Annotated in this window: 3 protein-coding genes; all 3 read left to right on the forward strand. The window is 65.5% G+C overall.

Features of this window, described 5'->3' with window-relative positions; all coding sequences use genetic code 11:
• On the forward strand, window positions 1–15,799 hold a 15,799-nt coding region (locus BLP99_RS23500), incomplete at its 5' end, for a non-ribosomal peptide synthetase (RefSeq protein WP_143007975.1).
• Between the two features lie 78 nt (window positions 15,800–15,877).
• Window positions 15,878–17,029 (forward strand): macrolide transporter subunit MacA, encoded by a 1,152-nt coding sequence (macA, locus tag BLP99_RS23505; protein ID WP_072398821.1) that lies wholly within the window; start codon window positions 15,878–15,880, stop codon window positions 17,027–17,029.
• A gap of 2 nt (window positions 17,030–17,031) precedes the next feature.
• Window positions 17,032–18,993, forward strand: a complete 1,962-nt coding sequence (locus BLP99_RS23510; protein WP_072398820.1) for a MacB family efflux pump subunit — start codon at window positions 17,032–17,034, stop codon at window positions 18,991–18,993.
• The last annotated feature ends 196 nt before the right edge of the window (window positions 18,994–19,189 follow it).

Here is a 19,189-nt window from a genome sequence, read left to right on the forward strand (position 1 = left end):
CCATTCCTTCGCCTTCGACTTCTCGGTCTGGGAAATCTGGGGCGCGCTGACCCACGGCGGCCGCCTGCTGGTGGTACCGCAACTGGTAAGCCGTTCGCCGCAGGATTGCTACACGCTGCTGTGCGAGGAGGGCGTCACGGTACTGAACCAGACGCCGAGTGCCTTCCGCCAACTGATCGCGGCCCAGGGCGAAAGCGAGCTCAGGCACAGCCTGCGCCAGGTGATCTTCGGCGGCGAAGCCTTGGAAACCGGCATCCTCAAACCGTGGTATGCCCGGGAGATCAACGCCGGCACGCAACTGGTGAACATGTACGGCATCACCGAAACCACCGTGCACGTGACTTACCGCGCGCTATGTGCGGCGGATGCCGAACTGGTGGGCGTCAGCCCGATTGGCGGACGTATCCCCGACCTGCAGTTGTATGTGCTCGACACCCAGGGCGAGCCAGTGCCGGTGGGCGTGGTGGGGGAAATGTACGTGGGCGGCGCGGGCGTCAGCCGGGGCTACCTGAACCGCGACGAACTGACCGCCGAACGTTTCCTGGACAACCCGTTCAGTGCCGAACCGAACGCGCGGATGTACCGCACCGGCGACCTGGGACGCCGGCTGGCCGACGGCAGCATCGAATACCTGGGCCGCAACGACGACCAGGTGAAGATCCGTGGCTTCCGCATCGAACTGGGGGAGATCGAGGCCAGGCTGGCCGCGTGCCAAGGCGTCCGCGAAGCGGTGGTCATCGCGCGCGAGGACGAACCGGGGGACAAGCGCCTGGTGGCCTATGTGATCGCCGAAGAAGGCGAGTCGCCCACGGCAGTCGGGTTGCGCGCCGCACTGCTGGGCTCCTTGGCGGACTACATGGTGCCAGGCGCCTTCGTGATGCTCGATGCCTTCCCGTTGACCACCAATGGCAAGCTCGACCGCAAGGCGTTGCCGGCGCCGGATCGCTCGGCCCTGATCAGTCGCGAATACGAGGCCCCGCAAGGTGAAGTGGAGATCGCCATCGCCCGGATCTGGCAGGACCTGCTCAAGGTCGAACAAGTGGGGCGTCACGACCATTTCTTCGAACTGGGGGGCCACTCCCTGCTGGCGGTGAAACTGATCGAGCGCATGCGCCAGATTGAACTGGTGGCCGATGTGCGCGTGCTGTTCGGCCAACCGACCCTGGCGGCCCTGGCTGCTGCCGTGAGCGATGCTCGGCAGATCGTGGTGCCGGCCAACCTGATTGCGCAGAATTGCACCCGCATCACCCCGGACATGCTGCCCCTGGCCGACCTGGACCAGGAGGCCATCGACCGCATCGTGGCGACGGTGCCGGGAGGCGTGGCCAACGTGCAGGACATCTACGCCCTGGCGCCGTTGCAGGAAGGCATTCTTTACCATCACCTGGCCGCGGAGCAGGGCGATCCCTACGTGTTGCAGGTGATGTTCGGCTTCGACAACCGCGAGCGCTTGCAAGCCTTTGCCCATGCCTTGCAAAGCGTGGTGTCGCGCAACGATATCCTGCGTACCAGCGTGCTCTGGCAAGGCCTGCCGGCCCCGGTGCAAGTGGTCTGGCGACACGCTACCCTGGCCCTCGAAGAGGTCGAGGTGGACCCGGCTTCGGGCGACGTCGTGCAGCAGTTGCAGGCGCGTTTCGACCCTCGGCATTACCGTCTCGACATCGCTCAGGCGCCGTTGATGCGAGTGGCCTATGCCCAGGACCTGGCGAACCAGCGCTGGGTGGGCATGCTGCTGTTCCACCACATGGCCCTGGACCACACCGCCCTTGAGGTGGTGGTGCACGAAATGCAGGCCAGCCTGCTGGGCCAGTCGGAGCAACTGGCGGCGGCCGTGCCGTATCGCAATCACGTGGCACAGGCCCGTCTGGGTGTGAGTCGCGAGCAACACGAAGCGTTCTTCCATGACATGCTGGGGGACATCGACGAGCCGACGCTGCCGTTCGGCCTGCAGGATGTGCAGGGCGATGGCAGTGGCATCGAAGAAGGGCAGCAGCACGTGGAAGCGGCGCTGGCCCGGCGCCTGCGGACCCAGGCCCGTCAGCTCGGTGTGAGCGCGGCGAGCCTGGTCCACCTGGCCTGGGCCCAGGTGGTGGGGCGTGTCTCGGGCCGCGAAGAGGTGGTGTTCGGTACCGTCCTGATGGGCCGGATGCAGGGCGGCGAAGGGGCCGACCGCGCCCTGGGCATGTTCATCAATACCTTGCCGTTGCGCATCAGCGTGGGCGCCCAGGGCGTGCGTGCCGGGGTCAAGGCGACTCACGCACGGCTATCGGCCCTGTTGGGCCATGAGCATGCGTCCTTGTCCCTGGCCCAGCGCTGCAGTGGCGTCCCGGCCTCGCTGCCGCTGTTCAGCGCCTTGCTGAACTACCGGCACAGCGCGGCTGAAACGCCGTCCGAGCCGGCCATCGCGGCCTGGCATGGCATCCAGACCCTGAGCATGGAAGAGCGGACCAATTATCCATTGATGCTGTCGGTGGATGACCTGGGCGAGGGCTTCATGCTCACGGCCCAGGCGGTGGCCCAGGTGGGCGCCCGACGTGTCTGCGACTACATGCACACCGCGCTGGAAGGACTGGTGAGCGCCCTGGAACAGGCCCCCGACTCGGCATTGCGTGACGTGCCCATCGTGCCGGTCGACGAACGCGAGCGACTGCTGGTGACCTTCAATGCCACCGCGGCTGAATATCCTGCGCAGCAGACGATCCATGGATTGTTCGAAGAGCAGGTACGGCGCACGCCGGATGCCCTGGCGGTGCGCCATGGCCAGCAGCGTCTCAACTACCGTGAGCTCAACGGGCTCGCCAATCGTCTGGCCCATCACCTGCGCAAGCAGGGGGTGCAGCCCGACTCCCGAGTCGCGATCTGCGTCGAGCGCGGCCTCGACATGGTGGTGGGCCTGTTGGCGATCCTCAAGGCAGGAGGCGGTTACGTACCGCTGGATCCGGCTTATCCGACGGAACGGATCGCCTACATGCTGGAGGACAGCACACCGGCGGCGATCCTGGTGCAAGGGGCCACGCGCCGCTTGCTGGGCGAGACGAGGGTGCCGTTGATCGACCTCGACAAGGGCACCTGGCAGGATGAGGCGGCTCCCAATCCCCAGGTTCCGGAACTGACCTCGTCGCACCTGGCCTATGTGATCTACACCTCCGGCTCCACCGGTCTGCCCAAGGGCGTGATGATCGAGCACCGCAACACGGTGAACTTCCTGACCTGGGCGCAGCGTTCCTTCGACGCGCAAACCCTGTCAAAGACGCTGTTCTCCACTTCGCTGAACTTCGACCTGGCGGTCTACGAGTGCTTCGCGCCGTTGACCTGCGGTGGCAGCATCGACGTGGTCACCAATGTGCTGGAACTGCAACAGGGCGAGCACGACATCACCTTGATCAACACCGTACCGTCGGCCCTCAAGGCACTGCTGGAATCCGGTGGCTTGGGCGAGGGGGTCGAAACCGTCAACGTGGCGGGCGAAGCCCTCAAGCGCAGCCTGGTGGAAGCGCTGTTCGAGCAGACTTCCGTCAAGCGCCTGTGCAACCTCTATGGCCCATCGGAAACCACCACTTATTCAAGCTGGGTATCGATGTCCCGCGAAGAGGGTTTCGCCGCGCATATCGGTAAACCGGTGGCCAACACCCAGTTCTATCTGCTGGATGAACACCGCCAACCGGTGCCGTTGGGCGTACCGGGAGAGATCTATATCGGCGGTGCCGGTGTGGCGCGCGGTTACCTCAATCGTGATGACCTGACTGCCGAACGCTTCCTGAAGGACCCGTTCAGCAGCGAAACCAATGCCCGGATGTACAAGACCGGCGACCTGGGTCGCTACCTGCCGGACGGCAATATCGAATACCTGGGTCGTAACGACGATCAGGTGAAGATCCGTGGTTTCCGCATCGAACTGGGCGAGATCGAAGCACGGCTCGCCGGGCACGAGGCCGTAAAAGAAGCCGTGGTACAAGCTCGCGAAGATGTCCCGGGCGACAAGCGCCTGGTGGCCTATTTCACCGAGTCCCGGACCGTGGACATCGAGGCCCTGCGCAGCCATCTGCAAGGGCAACTGCCGGACTACATGGTGCCCGTGGCCTACGTGCGCCTGGACGCCTTGCCGTTGACCCCCAATGGCAAGCTGGACCGCAAGGCCTTGCCGGCGCCAGACCTCGAATCGGTCATTACCCGTGGCTATGAAGCCCCTCAAGGCGACGTCGAAACCACCCTGGCGCAGATCTGGCAAGCGCTGCTGGGCGTGGATCAGGTCGGCCGCCACGATCATTTCTTCGACCTGGGCGGGCATTCATTGCTGGCGATGCAGTTGATTTCCCAGGTGCGCCTGCGCCTGGGCGTGGAACTGGGCCTGGCGCAACTGTTCGCTCATCCACAGCTCAAGGCGTTGGCGCAGGCAGTGGCCCAGGCCGGACGCAGCACCTTGCCGGAAATCGTCCGGGTGGCCCGCGATGAAGACCTGCCCCTATCGTTCGCCCAGCAGCGCCTGTGGTTCCTGGCGCAGATGGAAGGGGCCAGCTCGGCCTATCACATGCCCGCCGGGCTGCGCCTGCGCGGGAGCCTGGACGGTGTCGCCTTGCAGCGGGCGCTGGATCGCATCGTGGCCCGTCACGAAGCGCTGCGGACCACCTTCGTGCGTACCCGGGGGGAAGAGGCCTTGCAGTGCATCGCACCGGCCGATACAGGATTCGCCCTGTTGCGGCAGGACTTGTCCGGTCACGCCGATGTCGAAGCCGAGCTGCAAGTCCTGGCGGCGCAGGAAGCCGCCGACGCTTTCGACCTGGAGCAGGGGCCGTTGATCCGGGGGCGTTTGATCCGTCTCGGTGATGACGATCATGTGCTGTTGGTGACCATGCACCACATCGTTTCGGACGCCTGGTCCATCGGCGTGTTGATCAAGGAACTGGCGGCGCTCTACGAAGCGTTCCGCCATGGCCTGGACGATCCGCTGCCGGCGCTGACGATGCAGTACGCCGACTACGCCGTGTGGCAACGCCGCTGGTTGAGCGGCGAGGTGTTGCAGGCCCAGTGCGGCTACTGGCAGCGAACCCTGGCCGATGCACCGGCGCTGCTGATGCTGCCGACGGATCGACCACGCCCGGCCCGGCAGGATTACGCCGGGGCGGCGCTGCCGGTGGCGTTCGATGCCGGCCTGACCGCCGACCTCAAGGCACTGAGCCAGCGCCACGGTGTGACCCTGTACATGACGCTGATGGCCGCCTGGGCGGCGTTGCTGGGCCGTCTTTCGGGGCAGGACGAGGTGGTGATCGGTTCGCCGGCCGCCAACCGCACGCGCTCGGAGGTCGAAGGGCTGATCGGTTTCTTCGTCAATACACTGGCCGTGCGTGTCGATGTGTCCGGGTCGCCCACTGTCGAAACCCTGCTGGCCCGGGTCAAGGCCCAGGCCCTCGGGGCCCAGGCGCACCAGGACCTGCCATTCGAACAGGTGGTGGAACTGCTCAAGCCGGTGCGCAGCCTGGCCCATAGTCCGCTGTTCCAGGCCATGCTGTCGTGGCAGACCCTGGACAGCACCGAGCTGGTGCTCGGCGACCTGAAGCTCGAAGGGCTGGGGGTAGCGAACACGGTTGCCAAGTTCGACCTGTCCCTGGAACTGGGCGAGCTGCAGGGCCAGGTCTTCGGCACTCTCGAATACGCCACGGCCCTGTTCGATGCGCGCACGGTGCAGCGCTACATCGGGTACTTCGAGCGTGTGCTGCGAGCCATGGTGGCGAACGAGCAGACTCTGGTCGACCGGATCGCGCTGGTGGATGACGCCGAGCGCGAGCATCTGCTGGTGGGCCTCAACGCCAACCAGGCGCCGTACCCACGCACGCAGGTGATCCATCAACTGTTCGAGGCTCAGGTTGTGGCCAGGCCGGATGCCATCGCGGTGGTGTTCGAAGGGGAGCGCTTGAGCTATGCCGAACTGAACCGTCAGGCCAACCAGGTGGCCCATCACCTGATCGGGCTGGGTATCCGCCCCGACGACCGGGTGGCGATCTGTGTCGAGCGCAGCGCCGAAATGCTGGTAGGCCTGCTGGGGATTCTCAAGGCCGGTGGTGGCTACGTCCCCCTCGACCCGGCGTATCCGGCCGAGCGACTGGCCTACATGCTGGGCGACAGTGCCCCGGTGGCGCTGCTGACCCAGCGCCGACTGCAGGACCGCTTGCCGCCGCTGTCGGCGCCGGTGTTGCTGCTCGACCACGCCGAACGCACGAGCCAGGGCATCGCCGCAGGGCGTGACGACAACCCGGTGGTCGCGTCATTGGGCTCGCGTCACCTGGCCTATGTGATCTACACCTCGGGTTCGACCGGCACGCCCAAAGGGGTGATGATCGAGCATCGCGGGCTGGTCAACTATTGCGTGGACGCGGTCCGGCTGTTCGGCCTGACGCCGGCCGATACGGTATTGCAACAGAACACCTTGAACTTCGACCTGTCGGTAGAGGAAATTTTCCCGGCGCTGGTGGCCGGCGCCACCCTGGCGCCGACCCGCAAGCTGTTCGGCAGCGCCGAACTGCAGCAGGACGGCGACATCCGGCCGACCTTCCTGCACCTGACCGCGGCGCACTGGCACACCCTGGCGGCCGAATGGCACAACACGCCGGCCCAGGCCCGGGATCATCTGCGCGAGGTGCGGCTGGTCAACGTCACCGGCGACGCCCTGTCGATGCAGAAACTGCAGATGTGGGACGCGGTGCGTCCGGCCCACACGCAACTGATCAACACCTATGGCCCCACCGAAGCCACCGTGTCCTGTACCGCCGCCTACATGCGCTACGACGCCAGCGCCGTGGCCGGCAACGCCACCATCGGCACACCGATGGCCAACACCCGCATCTACCTGCTCGACGGGCACCGGCAGCCAGTGCCGTTCGGGGTCGCGGGGGAGATCTATATCGGTGGCGATGGCGTGGCGCGCGGCTATTTGAACCTTGATGCCATCAATGCCGAACGTTTCCTTGTCGATCCGTTCAGCGATCAGCCCGATGCCCGCATGTACAAGACCGGCGACCTGGCCCGTTATCGTCCTGACGGGCGTATCGAGTATCTGGGGCGCAACGATTTCCAGGTCAAGGTGCGGGGTTTCCGTATTGAACTGGGCGAGATCGAAACCCGGTTGGGCCAGTGTGCCGGGGTCAAGGAAGCCGCGGTGATCGTGCGCGAAGACCAGCCGGGGGACAAGCGCCTGGTGGCCTACGTCGTGCCCCGGGCCGGCGTGACCCTGAGCGCGGCCGCCTTGCGTGCCGAACTGTCGACGTTGCTGACCGACTACATGATGCCGGGTGCGTTTGTCAGCCTGGCCGCGCTGCCGCTCACACCGAACCGCAAGCTCGACCGCCAGGCCTTGCCGGCCCCGGATGCCGAGGCCTATGCCAGCCGTACCCATGAAGCGCCCCAAGGCGCTACGGAAGTCGCCTTGGCGCAGATCTGGCAGGACTTGCTCAACGTCGAAGCGGTGGGGCGTCACGATCATTTCTTCGAATTGGGCGGGCATTCGTTGCTGGTGATGCGCCTGATTGCCCAGGTGCGCGAACAGCTGGACGTGGAGCTGAACCTGAGCGATGTCTTTGCCCAACCGCAACTGAGCGCGCTGGCCCAGGTCCTGTCCCGGGCGACACGCAGCACGCGGCCGGACATCCTGCCGGTATCCCGCGAGCAGGCGCTGCCGTTGTCGTTCGCCCAGCAGCGCCTGTGGTTCCTGGCGCAGTTGGACGCGGGCAGCGCGGCGTATCACATCCCCACCGGCCTGCGCCTGCGGGGGACGCTGGATACCCGGGCGCTCACCCGTGCCCTGGATCGTATCGTGGCCCGGCACGAAGCCTTGCGCACCACTTTTGTCCAGATGCAGGGCGAGGACGTGGCGCAACGCATCGCCCCGGCGAATTGCGGCTTTGCCCTGGCGCTGCACGACCTGACAGATGACCCCGACGCCGAAGCGACCTTGTCGCGCCTGGCCGGGGAAGAGGCTCGCCAGGCCTTCGATCTGAGCCAAGGTCCGCTTGCCCGTGGCCGCCTGGTACGCATGGACGAGCAGGACCATGTGTTGCTGGTGACCTTGCACCATATCGTCTCGGACGGCTGGTCCGCCGATGTCCTGACCCGGGAGCTGGGCGTTTTGTACGCGGCGTTCAGCCAGGGGCAGGACGACCCGCTGCCGGCCCTGCCGGTCCAGTACGCCGATTACGCCTTCTGGCAACGGCGCTGGCTCACCGGCGAGGTCCTGGACAGGCAGGAGCACTATTGGCAGCAAGCCCTGGCCGGAGCGCCGGCATTGCTGACGCTGCCCACCGACCGGCCGCGGCCGGCGCAGCAGGACCATTGCGGCAATGCGGTGGGGCTCGTCCTGGATGAAACCCTGACCGCAGCGCTCAAGGCATTGAGCCAACGGCAGGGCACCACGCTGTTCATGACAGTGATGGCGGCCTGGGCCGCGGTGCTGGCGAGAATGTCCGGGCAGGACGATGTGGTCATCGGGACCCCGACGGCCAACCGCCTGCAGGCGCAGGTGGAAGACCTGATCGGCCTGTTCGTCAATACCCTGGCGGTGCGGGTCGATGTGTCGGCCGATCGGACGGTCCAGGCGCTGCTGCAACACGTCAAGGCCCAGACCCTGGGAGCCCAGGCCCACCAGGACTTGCCATTCGAGCAGGTGGTGGAGGTGGTGCGGCCGCTGCGCAGCCTGTCCCACAGCCCGGTGTTCCAGGCCATGCTGTCGTGGCAGAACACCGAAACCGCCGGGATGGAGCTGCCGGACATGTCGCTGCAGGCACTGGGGGTGAGCAGTCGCACCGCCAAGTTCGATGTGCTGCTGGACATGGCCTTGATCGAGGGCCGCCTGTTCGGTTCGCTGGAATACGCCACGGCGCTGTTCGACCAGGCCACGATGGAGCGCTACCTGGGTTACCTCGAATGCATGCTGCGGGCCATGGTCGCCGACGAGCAGGCTGTCGTGGCGAAAATCCCGCTGTTGGCGGAGCAGGAGCGCCGGCATGTGCTGGAAACCCTCAACGCCACGACCGTCGACTACCCACGCGACCAGACCCTCCACGGTCTGTTCGAAACCCGTGCCGAGGCCAGCCCGGACGCCATCGCCGTGGTGACTGACGACGAGCAATGGAGCTACCAGCAACTGAACCACCGCGCCAACCAGGTTGCCCATCGCCTGATCGCCCTGGGCATCCGCCCGGACGATCGGGTGGCGATCTGCGCCGAGCGCAGCCTGGAAATGGTGGCCGGCCTGCTGGGCATTCTCAAGTCCGGTGCTGCTTATGTGCCGCTCGATCCGGATTATCCGCTCGATCGCCTGGCCTACATGCTGGACAACTGCGCGCCGAGCGTGGTGCTGACCCAGGGGGCCTTGCAGGCACGCCTGCCCGCCACCGATGCCCGGACGTTGTTGCTGGACGATGCCGCGTTCTCGACCCAGTCGACGGCTAATCCAAGGGTCGAGGAGCTGCGCTGCGACCATCTGGCCTATGTCATCTACACCTCCGGTTCCACCGGCCTGCCCAAAGGCGTGATGAACGAACATGGGGCGGTGGTCAACCGCCTGCTGTGGATGCAGGACGCTTATCCGTTGACGGCTGCCGATGCGGTGCTGCAGAAGACCCCGTTCAGCTTCGACGTATCGGTGTGGGAGTTCTTCTGGCCGCTGTTCACCGGCGCCCGGCTGGTGATGGCCCGTCCTGGCGGGCATCGCGACCCAGCCTACCTGTGCGAGGTGATCCAGGCCCAGGGCATCAGCACGCTGCACTTCGTACCGTCGATGCTGGACGTGTTCCTGGCCCATGGCGCCGCCCACGGCTGCGACGGGCTGCGGCAAGTGATGTGCAGCGGCGAAGCCTTGCCGGGGCATCTGGTGCGGCGTTTCAAGGCGCAACTGCCGCAGGTGGCGTTGCACAACCTGTACGGCCCCACCGAAGCCGCCGTGGACGTCACGGCCTGGGACTGCTCGGGCGTCGATACCCCCGACAGCACCCCCATCGGCAAGCCGATCGCCAACACCCGCATCTACCTGCTGGACGCCCATCGTCAGCCGGTGCCCATGGGGGTGGCTGGGGAGATCTACATCGGCGGTGTGCAGGTGGCACGCGGTTACCTGCATCGGCCGGAACTCATCGCCGAGCGTTTCCTCGACGACCCGTTCAGCACCGTGCCGAATGCGCGGATGTACCGCACCGGCGACCTGGGCCGCTACCTGGCGGACGGCAACATCGACTACCTGGGGCGTAACGACGACCAGGTTAAGATCCGCGGCTTCCGCATCGAACTGGGCGAGATCGAAGCGCGGCTTGCGCAACATCCAGGCCTCAAGGAGGCCGTGGTACTGGCCCGGGAAGATGTGCCGGGAACCAAACGCCTGGTGGCCTATTTCACCACCCACGCCGGCGATGACACGGTGGGGATCGAAGCCTTGCGCAGCGGATTGCAGGCACAGCTGCCGGAATACATGGTCCCGGCGGCCTATGTCTGGCTCGAGGCTCTGCCGTTGACGCCCAATGGCAAGCTCGATCGCAAGGCCTTGCCGGCACCGGACCTGGCTGCGCTGATCAGCCGTGAATACGAAGCGCCCCAGGGCGCGGTGGAGACACTGCTGGCCGAGCTCTGGGCCGATCTGCTCGACGTCGAGCGGGTAGGGCGTCACGACCATTTCTTCGAGCTGGGCGGTCATTCCTTGCTGGCGGTCACGCTGGTGGAGCGCATGCGCCAGGCCGGCCTGTCGGCCGATGTCCGGGTGCTGTTCGGCCAGCCGACGCTGGCCGCGTTGGCGGCTGCCGTGGGACGAACGACGGAACGGGCGGTACCGGCCAATGGCATCGTGCCGGGCTGCACCGCGATCACGCCGGACATGCTGCCACTGGCCGACCTGAGCCAGGCGCAGATCGAGCGGATCGTCGCCGGGCTGCCGGGAGGCGTCGCAAACGTCCAGGACATCTATGCCCTGGCCCCGCTGCAGGAAGGCATCCTGTATCACCATCTGGCATCGCAACAGGGTGATCTCTACCTGCAACAGGCCCTGTTCAACCTTGCCGACCGCGGTCGCCTGGATGCCTTCGCCGGTGCCCTGCAAGGCGTGATCGATCGCCACGACATCCTGCGCACCGCCGTGCTCTGGGAGGGCTTGGGCGAGCCGGTGCAGGTGGTCCTGCGCCAGGCAGGGCTGGTGGTGGAAGAGTGCGTGGTCGAGCCCGGGCGTGACGTCGCCACGCAATTGCGCGAGCGCTTCGATCCACGGCATTACCGGCTCGACGTGCGCCAGGCTCCGCTGATGCGGCTGGCCTGTGCCTATGACGCCGGACAGGAACGCTGGGTGGCGCTGCTGCTGTTCCATCACATTGCCCTCGACCATACCGCGCTGGAGGTAATCCAGCACGACATGCAAGCCTTCCTGCTGGGGCAGCAAGCCCGACTGGGCGAGGCGGTGCCGTACCGCAACTATGTGGCGCAGGCGCGACTGGGTGTCACCCAGGCCGAGCATGAGGCGTTCTTCAGTGACATGCTCAAGGATGTCCGGGAGCCGACCCTTCCGTTCGGCCTGCAGGACGTGCGCGGCGACAACCGTGACGTCGAGCAGGCTCAGTGGCCGGTGGACGAGGACTTGAGCCGACGGCTGCGGGCCCAGGCACGCCAGCTCGGGGTGAGCGCGGCAAGCCTGCATCACCTGGCATGGGCGCGGGTGCTGGCCGGCGTCAGCGTTCGTGAGGATGTGGTATTCGGAACAGTGCTGATGGGCCGGATGCAGGGTGGCGAAGGGGCCGACCGGGCGTTGGGGCTGTTCATCAACACCTTGCCGCTACGGGTCGACGTCGGCACCCTCGGCGCACGGGCCGGGGTACAGGCCACCCATGCACGCCTGACCGCGTTGCTGGGGCATGAACATGCCTCCCTGGCCTTGGCCCAGCGTTGCAGCGGCGTCGCCACGCCTGCGCCATTGTTCAGTGCACTGTTGAACTACCGGCACAGCGCGTCCCAGGTCAGCCAGGAGACCCAGGCGGCCTGGCTCGGCATCGAAGGACTCGGTGGCGAGGAGTGGAGCAACTACCCGCTGTCGCTCAACGTCGACGACCTGGGCGAGGGCTTCGTGCTGAGCGCCACGGTGACCGCGCGGATCGGCGCGAAACGCGTGTGCGGCTACATGCATACAGCACTGGAAAGCCTGGTGGACGCCCTGGAGCATGCGCCACAGACGCCGCTGCGAGAGCTGGGGATATTGCCGCAGGCCGAGCGCCAGCAACTGCTGCTGGCATTCAACGCGACCGACACGGTCTATCCGCGCCAACAGACGGTACAAGCCTTGTTCGAAGCCCAGGCGGCTATACGGCCCGAGGCGGTTGCCCTCCAGCATGGCGACCGGCAAATGACCTATCGGGAACTGGATGCCCGCGCCAGTCGCCTGGCGCAGTACCTGCTGGCGCAAGGGGTGAAACCCCAGGCGCGAGTAGCGGTGCTGCTGGGCCGTTCCTTCGACCTGGTCATCAGCGAACTGGCCATCCTCAAGTGCGCCGCCGTCTACGTACCGCTGGACCATCACGCGCCCGAAGAGCGCCAGCGCTTCATCCTCCAGGACAGCGAGGCGGCACTGGTACTGACCACCCACGACAGGGCAGTGCCGCAAGCGCTGCGACGGGTGGACCTGGATACGTTGCACCTGGACACGTTGCACTTGGCCCAGGGCACATCCGCCTGCCCAATCCCTGCCCAGGCGAGCGATACCCCGGCCTACATCATGTACACCTCGGGCTCCACCGGCCATCCCAAGGGGGTGATCGTGCCGCACCTGGCCATCGGTCGGCTGTCGATCAACAACGGTTATGCGGATTTCGGCCCGCAGGATCGGCTGGCCTTCGTCTCGAACCCGGCGTTCGACGCCAGCACGATGGAAGTCTGGGGAGCGTTGCTCAACGGTGGCCGCGTGGTGATCATCGATCACGATACGCTGCTCGATCCACCCGGGTTTGCCCGGGCGCTGGCAGAGGCGAAGGTGTCGGTGCTGTTCCTGACCACCGCCTTGTTCAACCAGTACCTGATGCTGATCCCGGACGCACTGGCGGGCCTGCGCATCCTGATGTGCGGTGGCGAGCGCGCCGATCCGGCGTCGTTCCGGCGCCTGCTGGACCGGGCGCCGACGCTGCAGATGATGAACTGCTATGGACCCACCGAGACCACCACGTTCGCCACGGCCCACACGGTCACCCGCTTGCCTCACGGCGCGACGAGCATTCCCATCGGGCGGCCCATCGCCAACACCCGGGTCTATATCCTCGACGCGGCAGGCCAGCCGGTGCCCATCGGCGTGGCGGGAGAGATCCATATCGGCGGCGACGGGGTAGCGCTGGGCTACCTGAATCGCAAGGACCTGACCGACGAGCGCTTCATCGCCGATCCGTTCAGCGACCAGGCCGGTGCGCGCCTGTACCGCAGCGGCGACCTGGGCTGCTGGTTGCCCGACGGTACGATCGAATACCTGGGCCGCAATGACGGGCAGGTGAAGATCCGTGGGTTCCGTATCGAACTGGGTGAGATCGAGGCCCGCTTGCATGAGTATCCCGGGGTGCGCGAGGCGTTGGTGGTGGCCCGCGAGGACAACCCTGGCGACAAGCGCCTGATCGCCTACTACACCGGGCAGGCGGACAGCGACATCATCGATGCGCAAGCATTGCGCGAACACCTGCACGCCTGTCTGCCGGAGTTCATGGTTCCGGCGGCCTATGTGCGGTTGATGGCGCTGCCGCTGACACTGAACGGCAAGATCAATGTCGGTGCGTTGCCGGTACCGGAGGCCCACGCCTACGGCGAGCGCGGTTACGAGCCGCCAGAGGACGAGCTGGAAGCCACGCTGGCCGGCCTGTGGGCCGAAGTACTGGGGCTGGAGCAGGTAGGGCGGCGGGACAGTTTCTTCGAGCTGGGCGGGCATTCGTTGCTGGCGATCCGACTGGTGGGGCTGCTGGTCCAGGCCGGATTGACGGTGTCCCTGGCGGAGCTGTTCCAGCACGACAATGTGGCAGCGTTGGCGACGTTGCTCCGGTCCCACACCGCCGATGTCCAGGTGCAGGAGTCGGTCGTGCCGGTGCGCACCAGTGGCCAGCAGAATCCGTTGTTCCTGGTGCACGAGTTCAGCGGCCTGGATCTGTATTTCCCGGCACTGGGCAAGTACATCGACGAGGACATTCCGGTCTATGGTCTGCCGGCCGTAGAGTGGGGCGAGCCGCAGCTGCAGACGATGGAGTGCATGGCTTCGCGGTTGGTGGGCATCATCCGTTCGCTGCAACCCAAGGGACCTTATCGCCTGGCCGGTTGGTCGTTCGGCGGGGTCCTGGCCTACGAGACCGCCATCCAGCTCATCGGCCTGGACGAGGAGGTCGAGTTCGTCGGCCTGATCGACAGCTACCTGCCGCGCCTGGTGGACCAGGGACGCGAACGCTGGGCCCTGGACGAAGCCCACAAGCTTCACCTGCTGGACCGCTGCGACGTGTTCTGGAGAGCCTGCGAGCCCGAAGCGCAAGGGCTCGCGTCGATCCTGGACAAACTGGCCGACCTGCAAGGGTGCCTGGACCGGTTCGAGTTCGAAGCCCTGGTGCAGCATTGCCGCGAGCTGGGCGTACTGCCCCCGGAGCTGGCCGTCTATGACGCGGCCCAACTCTGGCAGTACCTCGATCGCGAGGTGGCCCACGGTCATGCGCTGGCCCATTACATGGTGTATCCGATTTCGGTACCGGTGCACCTGCTGGTGGCCGAGGAGCGCAAGGACGATGCTCCCGAGCATTCCGGCTACCTGGGTTGGGACGCGGTGCTGCCCAAGACGCAACTGCACTGCATCAGGGTTGCCGGCAATCACCAGACCATGATGCAAGCGCCACATGTGCAGGTACTGGGCCAGGCCATCAGCGATGCGCTGCAGGGTGTCGCTTCACGTCCGATGCCTTCGCCCAAGCGCACGTTCCAGCCGCTGTTGACGATCCAGGGCGGGCGCGCCGATCGGGCGCCGATCTTCTGCGTGCCTGGCGCCGGGGACAGCGTCACCGGCTTCATCGGCCTGACCGACGCCTTTGGTCCGGACTGGCCGATCCATGGCTTGCAACCTCGTGGACTGGACGGCACCACGGAGCCTTTCGGCCTGGTGGAAACCGCGGCGCGGGCCTACCTCGAAGCGATCGACAACGTGCAACCCGAAGGGCCGGTGCATCTGCTCGGGCATTCCTTCGGTGGCTGGGTCGTGTTCGAGATGGCGGCCCGCTTGCATGCCCGTGGCCGCAAGGTGGCTTCGCTGACCCTGATCGACAGCGAATCACCGGGGGGCAATGGCGTGGTGGGCCGGCCTTACACCGGGACGGGCGTGTTGAACCGACTGATCGAGGCGATGCAACTGGCCTCGGGCAAATCCCTCGGTATCGATGCCACGGTGTTCGGTGCCCAGGACGATGCGGCACAGATGCGCCTGCTGCATGCCGGCATGGTCCGCGCCGGCATGTTGCCGCAGCGCTCGGCGGTGGACGCGATGCGCGGTCCGGCGCGAGCCTTCGGGACGGCCCTGCGCACGGTCTATCAACCGCAACACCAATACACCGGCCCGGTGCGGCTGGTACTGGCGAACGATCCGACCCTGGATACAGCCGGCAACCAGCGCGAACAACAGCAGATGATCGAAGGATGGCGCAAGCATGTCCCCGACCTGAGCATCTGGTACGGGCCGGGCAACCATTTCACGATTCTCAAGGCGCCTCATGTCCACAACCTGGCTGCCTGGTGGCACGACAGCCTGCCCGAGCCCGACGAGGAGGTCACCCGTGATCTTGTCTAGCCGTGCGCCCCTGGGGCGCTTACCTCAAGCCCGGTGCCGTACTGGCCGGGCCCGAACCCAACGCACATAGAGTTATTTATGGAAAAGTCGAAGTTTCGCAAAATCGCTATCGTGCTTGTCCTGGTCGTGGTGACCGGCCTGGTTTTCTACAGCGCGCAGTCGCCGGGCAAGCCGCCGGAGTACCTGACCGCCACGGTCGAGCGCACGGACATCGAGAACGCGGTCCTGGCCACCGGAACGCTGCAGGGCGTCAAGCAGGTAGACGTCGGCGCCCAGGTGTCGGGCCAGTTGAAGTCGCTCAAGGTCAAGTTGGGCGACAAGGTCAAGAAAGGCCAGTGGCTGGCGGAAATCGACCCGTTGATCGCCCAGAACGCGCTGCGCCAGGCCCAGGTCAACGAAGAAAACCTGATGGCGCGGCGGCAGGCCACCGCGGCCCAGCTCAAGGATGCCAAGGCCACCTACGAGCGTTATAAGGTGCTGCAGCCGGACGATGCGATTTCCAAGCAGGAATACGAGACCGCCGAGTCCAACTACCGGGTGGAGGCGGCCAATCTGCTGTCCCTCGATGCCCAGATAAAAGACGCCAGGATCCAGGTGGAGACGGCGCGGGTCAACCTGGCCTACACCCACATCGTGGCCCCCATCGACGGTTACGTCGTGGGCATCGTGACCCAGGAAGGCCAGACCGTGATCGCCGAGCAACTGGCACCCGTGCTTCTCAAGCTGGCCGACCTGGACACCATGACCGTCAAGGCCCAGGTCTCCGAAGCCGACGTCATCCATATCAAGCCGGGCCAGGAGGTGTATTTCACCATCCTGGGGGAAGCGGAAAAACGTTACTACGCCACCCTGCGAGGCACCGAGCCGGCCCCGCAGAACTTCCTCGAGACCCAGACCGCCGGCACGCCCAAGCAGAACACCGCAGTGTTCTACAACAGCCTGTTCGACGTGCCGAACCCCGACCATCGCCTGCGCATCTCCATGACGGCCCAGGTCCGTATCGTGCTGGACAAGGCCAAGGCCGTGCTGACGGTACCGGTCGCCGCCCTGGGTGCGAAGAACCAGGACGGCAGCTACGTGGTCCGGGTGCTGGATGCCGAGGGCAAGGCCCAGCCGCGTAACGTCCAGACGGGCATCAACAATAACGTCCGGGCGGAAATCAAGGACGGGCTGGCCGAAGGCGACAAGGTGGTCATCGGCGAGCCTGCCCCGGCCGTGGCGGGGGCCTGACCATGACGCAACCACTGTTGGAACTCAAAGGGATCACCCGCAGCTTCCAGGCCGGGGAAAAGGCTTTCATCGCGCTCAAGGATATCAACCTGACGATCAACGCCGGGGAAATCGTGGCGATCACGGGGGCGTCCGGCTCCGGCAAGTCCACCCTGATGAATGTGCTCGGCTGCCTCGATCATCCGAGTTCCGGCAGCTACAAGGTGGATGGGCGCGAAACCGGTTCGATGAACGACCATGAACTGGCGGTGCTGCGACGCGACCACTTCGGCTTCATTTTCCAGCGCTATCACTTGCTGCCGCACCTGAGCGCGTTGCACAACGTCGAAATGCCGGCCATCTATGCCGGCGCCGCGGAGTCGCAACGGCATAGCCGGGCAGGGGAACTGCTGGGGCGCCTGGGCTTGCAAGGGCACCTGGCCAACCGGCCCAGCCAGCTATCGGGTGGTCAGCAGCAGCGGGTGAGTATCGCCCGGGCCCTGATGAATGGCGGCGAGATCATCCTGGCCGACGAGCCCACCGGGGCACTGGATACCGCCAGTGGCAAGGAGGTGATGAAGATCCTGCTGGAGCTCAACGCGGCGGGGCACACGGTCATCATCGTCACCCACGACGACAAGGTGGCCGCCCATGCCCAGCGCATCATCGAGATACGCGATGGCGAAATCGTCAGCGACCGGCCCAATCCGCAACGCACGCTGGAAGACCAGCCCCCCCAGGAAGCGCGCCCGGCCAGGGTCAAGCCGTCGAATCGCCTGCTGGCCAGCTTCGGCTTGTTCAGCGAGGCGTTCAACATGGCCTGGGTGGCGTTGATCTCCCATCGGATGCGCACGCTGTTGACCATGCTGGGGATCATCATCGGCATCACGTCGGTGGTCTCGATCGTCGCCATCGGCGAAGGGGTCAAGCAGTACGTGCTCAAGGACATCGAGGCCATTGGCAGCAATACCATCGAAATCATGCCGGGTTCGGACTGGGGAGACAGCCGCTCGACCGCCATCGAGACCCTGGTGCTGTCCGACGTCACGGCTTTGAGCGATCAGTATTACATCGACAGCGCCACCCCCAACCTGGGGCGCAACCTGTTGCTGCGATATCAGAACATCGACGTCAATGCCACCGTCAACGGCGTGAGTTCCAGTTACTTCCAGGTGCGCGGCATCAAGATCGGCTCGGGGGTGAAGTTCAGTGAAGACGATGCGCGCCGGCAGTCGCAGGTAGTGGTGATCGACCATAACACCCGCCAGAGGTTGTTCGGCCCCCACGTCGATCCCCTGGGCAAGGTGATCCTGATCGACAATCTGCCATGCACCGTCATCGGCGTGACCGAAGATCGCAAGAGCGTGTTCAACACCAACAAGAACCTGAACGTCTGGATGCCCTATGAAACGGCGGCCGGACGATTGCTGGGACAGCGTTTCCTGGACAGCATCACGGTAAGGATCAAGGACGGACAACCGAGCAAGCTGGTGGAGGACAATGTCGTCAAGCTCCTGGAACAACGCCATGGCATCAAGGACTTCTTCACCTACAACCTCGACAGTGTGCTGCAGACCGTGCAGAAGACCAGCCAGTCGCTGGCGCTGCTGCTCTCGCTGATCGCGGTCATTTCCCTGGTGGTGGGTGGTATCGGGGTGATGAACATCATGCTGGTTTCGGTGACCGAGCGTACCCGCGAGATCGGTATCCGCATGGCGGTGGGGGCACGGCAGTCCGATATCCGCCAGCAGTTCCTGGTGGAGGCGGTGATGGTGTGCCTCCTGGGAGGCACGATCGGTATCGCCCTGTCGTTCGGCATCGGCTACGTCTTCTCGATCTTCGTCAAGGAGTGGCAGATGGTGTTCTCCATGGGATCGATCATTACCGCAGTGGTGTGCTCGACCTTCATCGGCATCGTGTTCGGCTTCGTACCCGCCCGCAATGCCGCACGCCTGGATCCCATCAACGCCCTGGCGCGGGACTGAGACTCTGTGGCGCGTGCGGTGTGTGCGGTCTTGCGAGCAACGATCCTCCTGAGGACGTCAGGGGGATGACAGCCTTGGGCGTTTCCCGGGGCCACTATGCGGGCTTGTCGACGAAGGCTTCGGATCAGTCCAGGTGAAGCACCGCTGACGCCAGAGGACCTCCGGAACCGAGCCGCCAGGCCCGGTTCCGGTGGGG

The organism is Pseudomonas sp. NFACC32-1 (assembly GCF_900101215.1).
In the GTDB taxonomy this organism is placed as follows: domain Bacteria; phylum Pseudomonadota; class Gammaproteobacteria; order Pseudomonadales; family Pseudomonadaceae; genus Aquipseudomonas.

Coding starts and splice junctions, on each gene's coding strand:
- BLP99_RS23510 (WP_072398820.1), top strand. CDS start 17,032: ATGACGCAACCACTGTTGGAACTCAAAGGGATCACCCGCAGCTTCCAG.
- macA (WP_072398821.1), top strand. CDS start 15,878: ATGGAAAAGTCGAAGTTTCGCAAAATCGCTATCGTGCTTGTCCTGGTC.